This is a genomic window from Stenotrophomonas sp. 2619 (assembly GCF_040548725.1).
Lineage (GTDB): Bacteria > Pseudomonadota > Gammaproteobacteria > Xanthomonadales > Xanthomonadaceae > Stenotrophomonas > Stenotrophomonas maltophilia_AP.
Genome location: NZ_JBEPSF010000002.1, coordinates 108114 through 123253, shown reverse-complemented (window position 1 = coordinate 123253; position 15140 = coordinate 108114). Strand labels below are relative to the sequence as shown.

Below are 15140 nucleotides of genomic sequence, written 5' to 3'. Positions count from 1 at the left end.
GAGCAGCCGACCAACGGTCGGCTCTACCCGTTGATGGACTTGGTGTGCGGCCAGGGTCTGCTATGGTCTTCGGCCCTGCTCATGCCGCTCGCCTACGCCATGCCGCTGTCCGCCTTCCGCATCCAGTCCATCCACTTCGACGCCACCCACGTGCACCTGCAACTGGCCAACGGCGCGCAGGTGGGTGAATTCCTCACGCGCAATCCGCGGCTGGAGAAAGCGTCGGCGAAGAATCGTGCGCAGTGGGTATTGACCGACGATGGCCTCGGCGCGAACTGGCCGGCGCTGTGGCCAGCGTCGGCTAGCGGCATGGTCAACGTGCTGGACCTGCTCTGGGATGCGCGCTACGAAGGGGCGATGCAGCGTCTGCATGCCCTGGACTGGACGCTGGACGCGCTGTCGGCGCAGGACCAGCAGCTGGTGGCGCTGTGGCGGATGGAAGCGGACATCAACAACGGTGGCTTCATGCAGTTCCTGTGCAACTGGGGCGACCCCACCTGCCAGCTTGCACTGCACGGGCTGCGTGCCATCGGTGCGGACCAGACGCATGCGGCGCTGGCCGGCATGCGTGGGCTGCTGGATCGCGTTGAAGATGATCCGGCGGTGACCGAGTTGAGCGATCTGTACGAGGCCATGACGCCCGACGAGCAGGACGCGCTGGAGCAGTTTGAAGAGGCGTACTACGCGCGCCCCGAGGACCTGGCCAGGCTCGGCCTGCTGCACTTCGGGCCGGAACCGGGTGAGGGCCACGCGCAGTAGGCAGGGCCAGTGCCGACCAACGGTCGGTACCTACCGCGGATATGCGAGCAGCACCACCAGGTCATCGTCGCCCACCTGCTGCAGCGCGTGCAGGCTGCCAGTGCGTGTCAGCAGCGCGTCTCCCGCCGCCACGTCATGCTGTTTGCCGTCCAGCACGTAGCTGCCGCGCCCGCTGACGATGTAGTAGATCTCATCCTTGTGCTGCGGATGCAGGCCGATGCCGGCGCCCTTGTGCAGCACGCGCTTGCGCAGCACGAACGGCAGGTCGGTGTCGTTGGCGAAGAACGGGTAAGCGGTGGTGGGGCCGGCGCCTCCATGTGGGCCCGGCTGGGTGATCGCGATGTCGCGCTCGTGCACCACGCGCGAGGGTTTCGACGCGTCCACGCCCTGCCCTGCATTGCGTACCTCACAATCGATATCGCGTTTGAGCGCGGGTTTCAGCGTGGGCTGCAACGCAACCCAGTCGCGCACGACCAGGCACGCGACAGCGTTCGCACCGGCGGTGCTGAAATGGGTGCCGTCGGCCTTGTTCTGTTCGGGCACGAACAGGAAGTACGGTCGCGCGCCCTGCTCGCCCAACGCGCGGATCCAGCGCGTGGAGCTGTCGTTGAGGTCGATCAGTGCCACCTGCTCGCGCGTGGCCAGCTGCTTCATCGCCTGGGTGTAGAGCGCGTGGGTGTCCAGCAGTGATCCAAAGTCGTACAGCAGCCGCGCCACCGGGGTGATCAGCACCGGCGTGGCGCCTTTGTCGCGGGCCAGCTGCACATAGCGCAGCAGGAACTGCGGGTACGTAACGGCAGGATCGGTGTAGCGCGTGGGGTCTTCGAACTTGGCATCGTTGTGGCCGAACTGGATCAGCAGCACGTCGTCGCGCTGGAGCTCCGCCGCAATCGCGTCCAGGCGTTTCTCATCGATGAAGCTGCGCGTGCTGCGGCCGCCCTTGGCGTGGTTGCGGACCTGCCACACGGTGGGATCGAGATAGCTCTGCAGTGACTGGGCCCAGCCAGCCTGTGGCGCGCGTTCCGGGCCGTACTCGGCCGCGGTCGAGTCACCGGCGATGAAGATGCGGTGCGGGGCGCACAGCGCGCCGGGGGCCGCGAGCAGCAGCGACAGGGACAGCAGCAAACGCAACATGGTCATGCTCCTGGGTGGAGAGCTGCCGGCCAGCGGCCGGCACTACCGGCGTGCATCTGGGGGAACGCCCCTTGGGTCAGGGGCAACCGCGAAGCGGTGGGGGCTGGAGGTAACAATTGCCTGGGGCCCACGATCTGCAGCGCAGATCGTGGGTGCGCCAGCGGGGCGCGACGGTGTTACCGGGCGAGCCAGCCGCCATCAACCGGCAGCACGGCGCCGTTGACGTAATCCGAAGCGCTGGACGCCAGGAACACGGCCGTGCCGCCCAGGTCTTCCGGGGTGCCCCAGCGCGCGGCCGGGATGCGGTCGAGGATGGACTTGTTGCGGTCCTCGTCGGCGCGCAGCGCGGCGGTGTTGTCGGTGGCCATGTAGCCCGGGGCGATCGCGTTGACGTTGATGCCCTTGCTGGCCCACTCGTTGGCCAGCAACCGGGTGATGCCGGCGATGCCGCTCTTGCTGGCCGTGTACGACGGCACGCGGATGCCGCCCTGGAAGGACAGCATCGAGGCGATGTTGATGATCTTGCCGCGGCCCTGGGCGATGAAATGGCGGCCGGCGGCCTGCGAGATGAAGAACGCGGACTTGATGTTGACGTTCATCACGTCGTCCCAGTCCTGCTCGCTGAAGTCCACCGCGTCTGCCCGACGGATCAGGCCGGCGTTGTTGACCAGGATATCCAGGCCACCGAGGCCTTCGATGGTTTCGCGGATGACCCGCTCGACCGGCTCGATGCTGATCAGGTTGGCTTCGATGGCCAGGCAGCGTCGGCCCAGCGCGGTGATGGCGGCGATGGTCTCGGTGGGCGGCTGGATGCCGGCCACGGCGACGTCGGCACCGGCCTGCGCCAGTGCCACGGCGATACCCTGCCCCAGGCCGGTGTTGCCACCGGTGACCAGGGCGACCTTGCCTTCCAGACTGAACGGATTAGCCATTGCGTATGCGGTCCTTTTCCAATGCGGCACAGACGCCGCCCGCGCGATGCGGGCGGCGTGCGGGGGTCACTTGAGCTGGCAGATGTCCAGCACGTGCATGTCGGTGTAATCCAGGTTCTCGCCGCCCATCGCCCAGATGAAGGCGTAGTTGCTGGTGCCGGCGCCCATGTGGATCGACCACGGCGGGGACACCACCGCCTCGTTGTTCTGGATGACGATGTGGCGCTGCGCGTCGGGCTCGCCCATGAAGTGGTACACGCGGTCGTTCTGGCCCAGGTCGAAGTAGAAATAGACTTCGCTGCGGCGGTCGTGCAGGTGCGGCGGCATGGTGTTCCAGACGCTGCCCGGCTTGAGCACGGTCAGGCCCAGCAGCAGCTGCGAGGACTGGCAGGTGGCCGGCACGATGTACTGGTAGATGGTGCGTTCGTTGCTGGTTTCCAGCGCGCCGCGATCCAGCGCCACGGCGTCCTTGATCGACAGCTGCTTGGTCTCAAAGCGCGCGTGCGCCGGCGTGGACGCCAGGTAGAACTGCGCCGGGGTGGCGGCGTCGTCGGAGGCGAACACCACGTCCACGCTGCCCATGGCCACGTACAGGCCGTCCTTCGGGCCGAGCTGGAACACGGTGCCGTCCACGGTGACGGTGCCGCTGCCGGCGCCGACGTTGATGATGCCCAGTTCGCGACGCTCCAGGAACGGATGGCCGGCGGCCGACGCCGGCTCGGTCTGCGTGGGCAGCGACAGCGGACCGTTGACCGGGGCCGCACCGCCGAGCACGAAGCGCTCGTAGTGGGTGTACTTCAGCGTCACCGCATCGGCGTTGAACAGGCCGTCGAGCAGGTACAGCTCGCGCAGGTCGTCATTGCTGGCGCCCTTGATGGCGTCGGGATGGGTGGCGTAGTGGGTCTTGCAGTACATGGCGTCTCCAGAGCAGGGGTGGGGCAGCAGGTCGGCCCCGGCGCGATTTGGTCAAAGTGTAGCGAGTTGGTAAACCGGTGTCATTTTGCGTTGCACGATATCGCCGGGCAGCCCGGGGCGGGGTCAGGACGAAAGGCGGCACCACGCGGGAAGCGTCACGACCGTGGAAGCGTCACGACCAACGGTGGGGCCCCTGCCGAGGCTTGCCCCTCCGGGTCTCAATCCTCGGGCGGTTGGCAGGAGTCGCGCACGATCAGGTGCGGGCGCACGCTGGCGATCTGCAGCGCGGCCTGGCCGTCGGGCTGGATCAGCATGGCCGCGGCGGTACGCCCGGTGTCGCGGGTGTGGCGGCGCACCGAGGTCAGCGACGGCCACAAACGCGAGGCCAGCGGGCTGTCGTCGTAGCCGATGATCGACAGCTGGCGCGGGATGTTGATGCCGGCGCGCAGGGCGACCTTGTAGATGCCGGCCGCCATTTCATCGTTGCCGGTGAAGATGGCGGTAGGGCGCTGCTTGCCCAGCAGCAGCTTTTCGGCGGCGGCCACGCCCGATTCAAAGGTGTAGCCGGCCTCGACGATGCGCGCCGGGGGCAGCTCGATGCCGCGCTTGGCCAGCGCATCGATGAAGCCGGCCGTGCGTTCGTGCGCCGAGCGGTAGGCGCTCGGGCCGGTGACCAGGGCGATGTCGCGGTGGCCCAGCGAGAGCAGGTAGTCGGCCGCTTCGGCGGCGCCGTCGCGGTCGTGGGTGACCACCATCTGCGAGGTGTCGTCCAGTGGCAGCGAGGCGATGCGGGTGAAGCGGACGCCGATCTCATCGAGCATGTCCACCAGCGCCTGGTCTTCGGACGCACGCGGCACCAGGATCACGCCGTGCAGTTTCTGCTGCTGCACGAAGCGACGCACGCCTTCGATGTAGCCGGGGCTGCGCGAGTCGCAGGGGTGCACCACCAGTTCGAAACTGGAGCCACGCAGCGCGTCCAGCGCGCCGTACTGCATGTCCACGATGTACTGCGCGGTGGGGTTGTCGTACACCATGCCGATCAGGAACGAGCGCCGGAACGCCAGGCCACGCGCCAGTGGATCTGGCGTGTAGCCCACCTCGCGCATCAGCGCTTCCACCTTGTCGCGGGTGTCTTTGCGCACCAGCGGCGAGTTGTTGATGATGCGCGAGACGGTCTTCTTGGACACCCCGGACAGGCGCGCGATGTCGTTGATCGTGGCGGCCTTGCCTTTGGTCAATCCGTGCGGCGACGGATCGGTTTTGCTGCGCAATGACATGTCGTTCAAACCGGGGATGAGTCAGGGGATTCTAGCGGGCAGCTCAATCGAGGGCGCGGTAGCGGAAGTTGCGGAACTCCACCTTGCCCTGGCCGGCGGCGTACAGGGCCGGCTTCAGGGCCAGGAACTTGCCCGCCACATTGTGATGGTAGCCGGAGACTTCCATCTGAACCGGGTACTTCTGCCAGGTTTTGCCATCGGTGCTGGAATGGAAGGTGACGATGTGGCGGTTGTTGGTGACCCGCAGCCACAGCGTGCCCCCCTGGGTGCTCGGCGCCAGCCGGGTGGGGCGCTCCTCGCCGTAGCGGTGCATGATGAACTTCTCGCCGTTGCTGCCCACCCCCACGTACAGGCGGTCGCTGTAGTAGAGCAGGGCACCGCCCACCGCGCCCGGGGCGACGTGCATCTCGACCTCGAACTGGTAGGCCGTGTCGCCGGCGATGGCGGTCAGCGGCGAGCTGTCGCGGGGGGTCTCGCCCTTGCCCTGCAGCACCAGGCCCTTGCCCGTGAAGTCCAGCCGCGCGTACTCGTCCTGGGCCGGGTTGAAGAACGACCACTGCGGGCCAAGGCGCGTGCCGCGGAAGTCATCCGACAGCGCCATGCCGTGCTGGCCCACCGAGGTGCCCGAGGGCTTGGCCAGCGGCTGGCCGAGGTCGCCGCCCTTGGCCACGAACCAGCCATCGGCGGTCCATTCGATCGGCTCCAGCAGGGCCTGGCGGCCCAGCGTCCAGTACCCGTTCTCGTAGCCGTGGTACATCATCCACCAGCGCCCGTCGGTGCCCTCGATGACGGTGGCATGGCCGCGCGACCACCACGGCTCGGCGGCCGACCGGGTGCGCATGATCGGGTTGTTGGGCGCGTTCACCCACGGACCGTGGATCGAGCGCGAGCGGGCGGTGATCACCATGTGCCCGGTGGGCGGGCCGGCGGTGCCGCCCACGGCGGTGGTCATGTAGTACCAGCCATCGCGGAAATTGATCTTCGGGCCTTCCTGCGCGTAGGCCTCCACGTCCCAGCTTTCCGGGTATTTCCAGCCGTCGTATACGTGCCTGGGCGTGCCGACCACGCTCAACCCGTCGTCGGCCAGCTGCACGTAGTCGCCGCCGCTGAGGAACAGGTAGCGCTTGCCGTCTTCGCCCACCGCGTGGCCCGGGTCGATGTACGCCCCCAGGCCGATGTCGATCGGCTCGCTCCAAGGGCCCTTGATGCTGTCGGCCCAGACCACGAAGTTGCTGCGGGTTTCGCCGGTGCGGGCGGGGAAATAGATGTAGTAGCGGCTGCCGTGCTTGACGATGTCCGGCGCCCAGATCGCCCCCACGTTCCGGGTGATGGCATGGCCCAGTGGCTGCCAGTTGACCAGGTCGCGCGAGTGCCAGATCGGCAGGCCGGGGTAGGCATCGAACGAGGACAGGGTGAGGTAGTAATCCTGCCCATCCTTGAGCACCGAGGGGTCCGGCCGGTCACCGGCGAACACCGGGTTGAGGAAGGTGCCATTGCCGAGGTCGGCCTGGCGCTGGTTCTCGATCCCGCGCTTCCAGGCGGTGGAAGGCTCGGCGGCGTGGCCGGCGCCCGCCAGCAGCAGGCAGGCGGTGGCGAAGCTGGCCAGGGTTGTCCTCAAACGCATCGTGTGTCTCCCTTGAACGTAGCGTGGGTCGGCCGCGCTCAGCGCGCCCCGGTCCCGGCAGTGCGCTGTTGCCAGCGCGGGTAGTCGGTGGTGATCAGGGCCTGTGGCCAGGTGCCGTACCAGTGGTAGCCGGTGCGGCGCTCGCGCGGAATCGCGTCGAAACGCGCCACCCGTTCGCCCTCGCGGTTGGCCAGCAGCACCGAACTGTCGTGCAGGTCGTGGAAGCGCCCCCACAGCAGCGGCGCGCCGGCATCGGCGACCAGGCGGCGGTCGACGGTGGTGCGATGGAACTGGAACTGCGCCGGGTCCGTCTCGAAGGTCTCCAGCCGCCAGCCGGTCAACGCATGCGCCTGGAACCACGCCATGGCGGCGTTGACCGAGGCGACCACCGCCGGCGACGGATCCGGGATCGACATCAGGTAGCGCACCACGCCCACACTCTCGTCGGTGACCAGGGCCGGCAGTTCGAATTTCCGGCCCTGTGCGGGCTGCAGGGTGGTGCGGTCGTACTGCCCGGCCCAGATCGTGGGCACGCCGTCCTGGCGCACCTGCAGGCGCAGCAGGCAGGCATCGCCGGCGGCCACGGCGGCCTGCACGCGGGCCCGCTGCCCGGCACTGATGAAGCCGAACAGCGGCTCGCGCAGCACCCGCCGCAGCGTGGTCAGCACCCCGCTGGTGACGTCGTCGGCGAAGGTGATGTGGCCGTGGTATGCGGTGCGCGATGGCACCGAATGCGGCCAGCCGCCACAGCTGTCGATCTGCTCGGCAAGGATGAAGTCCAGCCCGCGCACGGCCGCGTCGCGATAGCGTACGTCCCCGCTGCGCGCGAACGCTTCGCCCAGGTAGGCCACCTGGGTGTAGACGTTGCGGTTGTCGAAGCTGCCCCCGGGCGTGGCCTGGTCGGCCAGCGCCTGCGCACGGGCGGTGTCGTCGAGAATCCGCTGCGGGTCCTGGTTGACCGCCCAGCCACCGCCGCGCCGCTGCAGAAGGACCAGGTTGTCGGCGATCTGCCGGTACTGGTCCGGGCGGTAGCGCGGGTAGGTGGTGCCGTGCCCGCTCTGCCAGTGGTTGATGCCGTCCTGGAAGCCGCGCAGCGTGATCTCCGGGCCCTGCGCCAGCGCGGCGCAGGGCAGGGCGATCCACAGCAGGACCGCGAGCCGCCGCACGCTTACGCGCGCAGCAGGGCGGGCAGCCACAGCGACAGTTCCGGGAAGAAGGTGACGATCAGCAGCACGCCGAGTGCGGCGAACCAGAACGGCCAGATCGAGCGCATGCTCTCGCCCACGCTGATCTTGCCGATCGCGGTACCGATGAACAGCACCGAGCCCACCGGCGGCGTCACCAGGCCCAGGCCACCGGTCAGCACCAGCACCAGGCCGAAGTGGATCGGATCGATGCCATAGGCCTTGGCCACCGGCAGGAAAATCGGCGTGCAGATCAGGATCATCGGTGCCAGGTCCATGAAGGTGCCCAGCAGCAACAGCATCACCACGATCATCAGCAGCACCATGAACTGGCTGTGCGCGAAGGACTGCAGGAAGTCCACCGCCGCCGCCGGCACTTCCAGGTACGCCAGCAGCCAGCCGAATACCGCCGCGGTGGCGATCACGAACAGGATCACGCCGGTGCTGCGCGCCGCATGGGTCACCGTGCCCATGAACTCGCGCCAGTTGAGCTGGCGGTACAGCACGGTGGTCACCAGCAGCGCGTAGACCACGGCGATGGCCGCGCTTTCCACCGCGGTGAAGATACCGGCGCGGATACCGATGAAGATCAGCGCCACCAGGCCCAGGCCGGGCAGGGCCGACACCAGCCGCAGCAGCACCGCACGCCAGCCGGGGAAGATTTCCACGCCATAGCCGCGACGGCGCGCGACCACGTAACCGGTGATCATCAGCGCCACGGTCATCAATAGCGCCGGTACGATGCCGGCCGCGAACAGGTCGGCGATCGACAGCCCGCCTCCGGCCGCGGCCGAAAACAGGATCAGGTTGTGCGACGGCGGCACCAGCAGCGCCACCAGCGCGGCGGTGATGCTCACGTTGACCGCGAAGTCGCGGTCGTAGCCGCGCTTGACCATCTGCGGGATCATCGTGCCGCCCACTGCCGAGACGTCGGCGATGGCCGAACCGGACACGCCACCGAAGAACAGCGAGGACAGGATCGACACCTGGCCCAGGCCACCGCGCATGCGCCCCACCAGCGAGGAGGCCAGCGAGATCAGGCGCTCGGAGATGCCGCCGCGCATCATGATTTCACCGGCGAAGATGAACAGCGGGATGGCGATCAGCGAGGCCGAGCCGGTACCGGCCGAGATCTGCTGGACCAGCACCAGGGTAGGCAGGTCCAGGTACCACAGCGTGGCCAGGGCGGCCGCGGCCAACGCGTAGGCCACTGGCACGCCCAGCAGCAGCAGTACCGCAAAAACGGTAAACAGGATCGTGATACCCATGGCTCAGCGGTCTCCCTCGGCAACGGTGTCGGCGTCGACGGGCAGCACGGCCTGCACCATCTGGTTCACGGCGAAGATCGCCATCAGTGCGCCGCCAATGGACAGCGGCAGGTAGTTGATGCTCTGCGGCAGGTTGGCGCCGGCGGTCTTGATGTCCAGGCCGTCCAGCAGCAGCACCGCGGCCCACCAGGCAATCACCGCACCAAGCACGGCCACCACCATCGCGGCGAACACGTCCACCGCGCGGCGCAGGCCCGGGCCCATGTGCGCGGCCAGCAGGAAGAAGCCGAAGTGGCGGCGGGTATGCACGCCGGTGGCCGCGCCCAGGCTCATCGCGGTGGCCAGCAGCAGCAGCGTGACCGGCTCGGTCCAGCTGGGCGAATCGTTGATGACGTAGCGCGCGAACACCTGCCAGCCCTGCACCACCACCAGCCCGAGCAGGGCGATGACGGCGATATGGATGGCCACGTCGGCGATCACGTTGAGCACGCGCTGCGGCGCGCTGACGATGACGGGGGTTTCGGAAGTCGGGTCGGACATCGCGTCGGGGCCTCAGGCGAAGTCGCGGATGCGACGGGTAAGCGCGGCCAGCGCCGGCTGCTGCAGGTACTGCTGCAGCAGCGGGTCGGCGGCCTTGCGGAAGGCCGGCATGTCCACGGCGTTGAATGTGATGCCGAAGTCGGCCACGGCCTGCCGGGCGGTGTTCTCCGAGGCATCCCACTGCTCGCGCATCACCGTGACCGATTCACGCGCGGTCTCGATCACCAGCGCGCGGTCGGCCGGGGTGAGCGCCTCCAGGCTCTGCCGCGACATCAGCAGCACGTCCGGCGCGTAGGAATGGTCGCTCTGCGACCAGTAATGGGCGGCCTCGAAATGACGGCTGGAATGGAAGCTGCGCATGTTGTTTTCCGCACCGTCGATCATGTGCGTTTCCATGCCCGAGAAGGTGTCGCCCAGCGACATCGGGGTCGGGTTGGCGCCCAGCAGGCGCATCAGCTGGATGAAGATGTCCGAGGACGCCACGCGCAGCTTCAGGCCGTGCAGGTCCTTGGGCTCCACGATGGGGTGCTTGGTGTTGTAGAAGCAGCGCGCGCCGGAATCGTAGATGGCCAGGCCGACCAGGTCGCGGGTCTCGAAGCCCTTCAGCACCGCGTCGGCGATGCCGCCGTCCAGCGCGCGACGCATGTGCGCCACCGACTCGAACACGTAAGGCAGGCACAGTGCCTGGGTCAGCGGAAAGGCGTTGTTGAGCGCACCGGAGTAGACCCGGGTGATGTCGATGGCACCGAAGCGCGCCATGTCGATCGCCTCGGACTCACGACCGAGCTGGCCGGAGTGGTACTGGCGCAGCTTCAGGCGGCCGCCGGTCTTGTGCTCCAGCTGCTGGCCGATCCACTTCACCGCGGTCACGGTGGGGTAGTCGGCGACGTGGACGTCGGTGGCGGTCAGCAGCTGCGCACCGGCCGGCGCGTTGCTGGTTGACCGCGAACAGGCTGCCAGCGCAGGCACGGCAAGCGCGCCCAGACCGGTGCCAAGGAAATTTCTGCGAGTGAACATCTGCGCCCTCCCAAGCGGACTGTCCATGGCTGCGCGGTTACCCGGCAGCGATGGCCCTGCAGGTAATGTCGCCGTAACCGGCGAAACGGATCAGTGCCTGTTGGCCTACGGCAATGTCGTGGATGCCGGTGGCGTTGCCGCTGGCGATCAGGTCGCCGGCCTTCAACGGCCGGCCGCGCTGCGCCGACCGGCCCAGGGCGAAGGCATAGGCGGTACGCAGGCCACCGGGCAGCAGGGTGGCACCGCCGGTACCGACCACCTCGCCGTCGATGCGGGTTTCCGCACGCAGGTCGGCATCGTCCAGCCGGGTCCAGTCGGCGATCTCGGTACCCAGCACCAGGCCGTTGTTGTTGCCGAAATCGGACACCACCACGCGCGGGCCGAGTTTGTTGATGGTGGCCAGCGGGCTGCTGGCCACTTCCACGCCGATGAACAGCCTGGCGGCCAGCGCCTCGGCTTCTTCGGGCGTCCAGTGCAGCTTGTCGGCCGGGGCGTCTTCCTGCAGCTGGATCACGTACTCGGCCTCGACCGCGCCGAAGCCGCCGACGAACACCGGAATGTCCACTGTTCCACCGGTAGCATTTTGCAGATTGCGCGAGAAAATCGGGCCCAGCAGACGGTCATCGCCCGAGGCATCGCGGCGCTCGGCGGCGATGTAGCCCACTTTCCAGCCCACCACCTGGTCGTCCCACAGCGCGATGGCGTGGTCCTGCACCTGGTAGGCGGTCACCAGGTCGGCGGGGATCGTGCCCGGGAAATCCGGCAGGGATCGGCCGTGTTGGCGGGCGCCGACGAAGTGGCGGGCGATCTCACCCAAACCGTGGTCTGGCAGGTCCTGTTTGCCGTTGTCGTTGCTCAAGCGGGTCTCCCGGAGAAATGGTGCACTGCCAATCGACAGTGGCTGGATGAGCTGTATATGGTAAACCGGTGTCATTGGCAATGTGCAGCGCATCAGAGGCGCCATCGTCAGGCACGATCCGGGGTGTACCCCAACTGGAAAGGACCGATGCGAATGCGCCGCCCCCTGTTGCTGCCGTTGTTGATGGTGCTGTTGCTTGCCAGTTCGCTGGCCCTGGCCCGCGCGGCCGAACGCCCGGTGCCGGCGACCGAACCGGTGGCCGGTGCGCCGGACCGCATCGATCTGTGGCCGCAGGGACAGGTCCCCGGCGAGACCGGCCCGGCCAGCGTGCCCAACGTGATCGAACGCAGCACCGACCCCGCGCTGCCGGACCGCTACATCGACAACGTCAGCGCGCCCTACCTGGTGGTCTACCGGCCAGCGCGCCCCAATGGCAGCGCGCTGCTGGTGGTGCCCGGTGGCGGGTACCAGCGCATCGTGCTGGACAAGGAAGGTACCGCCCTGGTGCCGGCGTTCGTCGCGCAGGGCGGGGTGACCCTGTTCGTGCTGCGTTACCGGCTGCCCGCCGGTCGCAGCGATCGCCAAGCGGCGCTGGCCGATGCACAGCGCGCGATGCGGGTGATCCGCGCCGGGGCCGCGCGCTGGCAGCTGGATCCGGCGCGCATCGGGGTGATGGGGTTCTCGGCCGGCGGGCATGTCGCCGCGCGGCTGAGCAACGGCTTCGATACGCCGGTGTACCCGCATCGCGATGCCACCGATGCGCTCAGCGCACGCCCGGATGTCGCGCTGCTGATCTACCCGGTGATCGACATGGGCGCCCATGCCCATACCGGCTCGCGTGCGCGCCTGCTCGGCCCGCACCCCGACAGCGCGCTGCAGCAGCAGTTCTCGATGCAGGACCAGGTCCGCGCCGATACCCCACCTACGTTCCTGGTGCATGCACAGGACGACAACGTGGTGTCGGTGCACAACAGCCTGGTCTATTACCAGGCGCTGCTGCGGGCCGGCGTGTCCACCGAAATGCACCTGTTCCCGCAGGGCGGCCACGGCTTCGGCGTGCGCATCCCGCCCGGTTTGACCGTTGCGCAGTGGCCGGAACTGGCCCTGCGCTGGATCCCTTCGCGCCACACGGAGCCCGCGCGCCATGAGTGAGTCCCCCGCCGACCTGCAGCGTCGACGTTTCCTGCGCGACAGCGCGCGCTATGCCCTGATGCTGGGTGCCACCAGCCTGCCGTTGTTGCCGGCCTTTGCCGGTGTACCCGGCCCGCGCCACGATGCCGCGCCGCTGGCGCGTGTGCGCAGTGGACGGTTGCGCGGCCAGCTCGAGCAGGGCGTGAATGTGTTCCGCGGCATTCCCTACGGTGCCGACACCGCGCCCCGGCGCTTCCAGCCGGCGCTGCCCGAGCTGGCCTGGCGCGGTGTGCGCGATGCGCTGGACTACGGCAATGCCGCCCCGCAGACCGGCACGGAAGGGCCGGGCAGCGAAGATTGCCTGTACCTCAACGTGTGGACCCCGGCGCTGCGCGACGGCGGCAAGCGGCCCATCGTGTTCTACATCCACGGCGGCGCGTACAACAACGGCTCCGGCAGTGACCCGCTGTACGACGGCAGCGCACTGTGCCGGCGCGGCGACGTGGTGGTGGTCACGGTCAACCATCGGCTCAACGTGTTCGGTTATCTATATCTGGCGCAGCTGGGCGATGCGCGCTTTGCCGACTCGGGCAACGTCGGCCAGCTCGACCTGGTGCAGGCACTGCACTGGCTACGCCAGCATGCCGCCGAGTTCGGGGGCGATGCCGGCAACATCACCGTGGTCGGGCAGTCCGGCGGCGGCGCCAAGATCGCCACGCTGATGGCCATGCCGGCCGCGCGCGGCCTGTTCCAGCGCGCTTGGACCATGAGCGGGCAACAGGTCACCGCCGCCGGCCCGCGTGCGGCCACCCAGCGCGCGCAGATCGCGCTGCAGGCGGTGGGCGCGGCTGATGCCGAGGCGCTGCGCACGATGCCAATGGAAGCGCTGCTGGCCGCTACCCGTGCGCGCGATCCGTCGCGGGTGGAGAACAGCAGCCTGTACGTGGGTCCGGTGCTGGACGGTCGTTCGTTGCCGGTGCATCCGTTCTGGCCGGAGGCGCCGGCACAGTCCGCCGGTATCCCGATGGTGATTGGCAACACCCACGATGAAACCCGCGCCTTCCTCGGCAACGACCCGGCCAACTTCGCCCTCACCTGGGACACGCTGCCGGCCAAGCTGGAAAAAGAGCAGTACGTGGACCTGCTGCCGTCGGTGGTGATTGACGGGTACCGCCGCCTGTATCCGCACTACACGCCCACGGAGGTGTTCTTTGCGGCCACCACCGCCGGTCGTTCGTGGCGCGGTGCGGTGGAGGAACTGGAGGCGCGTGCGCGCCAGGGCGCGCCCACCTGGGCCTATCAACTTGATTGGGGCTCGCCGCTGGACGGCGGCAAATTCGGTGCGTTCCACACCCTGGATATTCCGTTGGTGCTGGACACCACCGACCGCCCCGGCTCGCGCACCGGTGACGGCGAGGACGCCACGCGCGTGGCCGCCACCATGAGCGAGGCCTTGATCGCCTTCGCCCGCCATGGCGATCCGAATCATGGCGGACTGCCACGCTGGCAGACCTACTCGCTCGCCCGCCGCGAAACGATGCTGTTCGATACCACCTCGCAGCAGGCCAACGATCCGCGCGGTGGCGAGCGTCGTCTGTACCAGCAGGCGCCCTTCATCCAGCGCGGTACGTTCTGATGCGCGCGTCGGCCTGGCTGCTGGGAAGCCTGTGGTTGGGTGCATTGGGCGCGGCACACGCCGCCGGTGATCCGGCGGTGCTGGATCGCCCGCCACCGACCCCGATCCGCGCCAGCAAGATCGTGCTGGTCGGCGATTCCACCACGGCCGTGCAGGGCGGCTGGGGGCCGGCGTTCTGCGCACGCCACGTGACCTCGTTCCTGACCTGCACCAACCTGGCCCGCGGCGGGCGCAGCACCTACAACTACCGCGCCGAGGGTTCCTGGGCGTTAGCCCAGGCCGAGATGCGCACACCGGGCTACGCGCGCACCTGGGTGCTGGTGCAGTTCGGCCACAACGACCAGCCCGGCAAGCCGGGCCGCTCCACCGACCTGCAGCGCGAGTTCCCGGACAACCTGCGCCGCTACGTGCGCGAGATCCGCGCGGCGGGCGCGCAACCAGTGCTGCTGACCCCATTGACCCGCCGCCAGTTCGCCGACGGCGTGCTGATCGACGACCTGGCGCCCTGGGCCGAGGCCGTGCGCAGCGTGGCGCGCGAGATGGACGTGCCGCTGGTCGACCTGCACGCGCGCAGCCGTGCGGTGGTGCAGGCGCTGGGCCCGGTGGCGGCCATGCCGCTGGCGCAGGCGGCGGCGGCCCCGGCGCAGGTCAGCGCGGCGCTGGGCGGCACCACGGTGGGGGCGGCGCCCGTTGCGGGGGCACCGACCGCACAGGACAACGCCGTTACCGAGCCGATGGGCCAGGCCAAGGTCGCGTTCGATTACACCCACCTGGGCCCGGAGGGCGCGGCGCTGTTTGCCACGCTGGTGACCGAGGAACTGGCCCGGCAGGTGCCGGCCTTGCGGCCGCTGCTGATCCCCTGAT

Annotated in this window: 14 protein-coding genes; 4 read left to right on the top strand and 10 right to left on the bottom strand. The window is 68.7% G+C overall.

The features are described 5' to 3' along the window. Positions 1–81 precede the first annotated feature (81 nt). Positions 82–759, top strand: coding sequence for a DMP19 family protein (locus ABIA71_RS03220; protein ID WP_354283084.1), 678 nt, complete (start codon positions 82–84; stop codon positions 757–759). Positions 760–789: 30 nt separating this feature from the next. Here the strand turns inward: ABIA71_RS03220 and ABIA71_RS03215 are convergent, their stop codons facing one another. The 10 genes from ABIA71_RS03215 to ABIA71_RS03170 all read right to left on the bottom strand — a co-directional run bounded on the left by ABIA71_RS03215 (position 790) and on the right by ABIA71_RS03170 (position 11509). Beyond that, positions 790–1893: a GDSL-type esterase/lipase family protein gene (locus ABIA71_RS03215; RefSeq protein WP_354283082.1), complete on the bottom strand. Its 1104-nt coding sequence runs from the start codon at positions 1891–1893 to the stop codon at positions 790–792. A 176-nt stretch (positions 1894–2069) separates the two neighbouring features. Then, positions 2070–2825, bottom strand: coding sequence for a 2-dehydro-3-deoxy-D-gluconate 5-dehydrogenase KduD (kduD, locus tag ABIA71_RS03210; protein ID WP_128095343.1), 756 nt, complete (start codon positions 2823–2825; stop codon positions 2070–2072). Between the two features lie 66 nt (positions 2826–2891). Further along, positions 2892–3740, bottom strand: a complete 849-nt coding sequence (kduI, locus tag ABIA71_RS03205; RefSeq protein WP_354283080.1) for a 5-dehydro-4-deoxy-D-glucuronate isomerase — start codon at positions 3738–3740, stop codon at positions 2892–2894. A gap of 218 nt (positions 3741–3958) precedes the next feature. After that, a complete protein-coding gene (locus ABIA71_RS03200) occupies positions 3959–5017 on the bottom strand; it encodes a LacI family DNA-binding transcriptional regulator (protein ID WP_128095341.1) in 1059 nt (352 codons plus the stop codon). A 43-nt stretch (positions 5018–5060) separates the two neighbouring features. Continuing rightward, positions 5061–6641 (bottom strand): family 43 glycosylhydrolase, encoded by a 1581-nt coding sequence (locus ABIA71_RS03195; RefSeq protein WP_354283078.1) that lies wholly within the window; start codon positions 6639–6641, stop codon positions 5061–5063. A 38-nt stretch (positions 6642–6679) separates the two neighbouring features. Next, positions 6680–7837 carry a pectate lyase gene (gene pelA / locus ABIA71_RS03190; protein WP_354283076.1) on the bottom strand — a complete coding sequence of 386 codons (1158 nt, stop codon included), beginning with the start codon at positions 7835–7837 and terminating at the stop codon, positions 6680–6682. Then, on the bottom strand, positions 7810–9093 hold the full coding sequence (locus ABIA71_RS03185; protein WP_128095338.1) for a TRAP transporter large permease: 1284 nt from the start codon (positions 9091–9093) through the stop codon (positions 7810–7812). Before ABIA71_RS03185 ends, pelA begins: the two co-directional genes overlap by 28 nt. Positions 9094–9096: 3 nt before the next feature. Then, the gene (locus tag ABIA71_RS03180) at positions 9097–9633 is read right to left on the bottom strand and encodes a TRAP transporter small permease (protein ID WP_354283074.1); all 537 of its coding nucleotides are present in this window, start codon (positions 9631–9633) and stop codon (positions 9097–9099) included. A 12-nt stretch (positions 9634–9645) separates the two neighbouring features. After that, complete coding sequence (locus tag ABIA71_RS03175; RefSeq protein ID WP_354283072.1) at positions 9646–10650, bottom strand: TRAP transporter substrate-binding protein; 1005 nt, start codon at positions 10648–10650, stop codon at positions 9646–9648. A gap of 37 nt (positions 10651–10687) precedes the next feature. Further along, on the bottom strand, positions 10688–11509 hold the full coding sequence (locus tag ABIA71_RS03170; RefSeq protein ID WP_354283070.1) for a 2-keto-4-pentenoate hydratase: 822 nt from the start codon (positions 11507–11509) through the stop codon (positions 10688–10690). 153 nt (positions 11510–11662) lie between these two features. Between ABIA71_RS03170 and ABIA71_RS03165 the strand changes: the two genes are divergently transcribed. The 3 genes from ABIA71_RS03165 to ABIA71_RS03155 are packed head-to-tail and all read left to right on the top strand — an operon-like array spanning position 11663 to position 15139. Further along, positions 11663–12661 carry an alpha/beta hydrolase gene (locus tag ABIA71_RS03165; protein ID WP_354283068.1) on the top strand — a complete coding sequence of 333 codons (999 nt, stop codon included), beginning with the start codon at positions 11663–11665 and terminating at the stop codon, positions 12659–12661. Next, entirely contained in the window at positions 12654–14276 is a 1623-nt protein-coding gene (locus tag ABIA71_RS03160) for a carboxylesterase/lipase family protein (RefSeq protein ID WP_354283066.1), read from the top strand. The genes ABIA71_RS03165 and ABIA71_RS03160 overlap by 8 nt, the downstream gene beginning before the upstream one ends. After that, positions 14276–15139, top strand: a complete 864-nt coding sequence (locus ABIA71_RS03155) for a rhamnogalacturonan acetylesterase (protein ID WP_354283064.1) — start codon at positions 14276–14278, stop codon at positions 15137–15139. The genes ABIA71_RS03160 and ABIA71_RS03155 overlap by 1 nt, the downstream gene beginning before the upstream one ends. Position 15140 lies beyond the last annotated feature (1 nt).

What these genes read in the sequence shown, in the direction of transcription:
- kduI (WP_354283080.1), bottom strand. Translation starts at nt 3,740, where the DNA reads ATGTACTGCAAGACCCACTACGCCACCCATCCCGACGCCATCAAGGGC.
- ABIA71_RS03175 (WP_354283072.1), bottom strand. Translation starts at nt 10,650, where the DNA reads ATGTTCACTCGCAGAAATTTCCTTGGCACCGGTCTGGGCGCGCTTGCC.
- ABIA71_RS03195 (WP_354283078.1), bottom strand. Translation starts at nt 6,641, where the DNA reads ATGCGTTTGAGGACAACCCTGGCCAGCTTCGCCACCGCCTGCCTGCTG.
- ABIA71_RS03220 (WP_354283084.1), top strand. Translation starts at nt 82, where the DNA reads ATGCCGCTCGCCTACGCCATGCCGCTGTCCGCCTTCCGCATCCAGTCC.
- ABIA71_RS03165 (WP_354283068.1), top strand. Translation starts at nt 11,663, where the DNA reads ATGCGCCGCCCCCTGTTGCTGCCGTTGTTGATGGTGCTGTTGCTTGCC.
- ABIA71_RS03185 (WP_128095338.1), bottom strand. Translation starts at nt 9,093, where the DNA reads ATGGGTATCACGATCCTGTTTACCGTTTTTGCGGTACTGCTGCTGCTG.
- ABIA71_RS03215 (WP_354283082.1), bottom strand. Translation starts at nt 1,893, where the DNA reads ATGTTGCGTTTGCTGCTGTCCCTGTCGCTGCTGCTCGCGGCCCCCGGC.
- ABIA71_RS03180 (WP_354283074.1), bottom strand. Translation starts at nt 9,633, where the DNA reads ATGTCCGACCCGACTTCCGAAACCCCCGTCATCGTCAGCGCGCCGCAG.
- ABIA71_RS03155 (WP_354283064.1), top strand. Translation starts at nt 14,276, where the DNA reads ATGCGCGCGTCGGCCTGGCTGCTGGGAAGCCTGTGGTTGGGTGCATTG.
- ABIA71_RS03200 (WP_128095341.1), bottom strand. Translation starts at nt 5,017, where the DNA reads ATGTCATTGCGCAGCAAAACCGATCCGTCGCCGCACGGATTGACCAAA.
- ABIA71_RS03160 (WP_354283066.1), top strand. Translation starts at nt 12,654, where the DNA reads ATGAGTGAGTCCCCCGCCGACCTGCAGCGTCGACGTTTCCTGCGCGAC.
- kduD (WP_128095343.1), bottom strand. Translation starts at nt 2,825, where the DNA reads ATGGCTAATCCGTTCAGTCTGGAAGGCAAGGTCGCCCTGGTCACCGGT.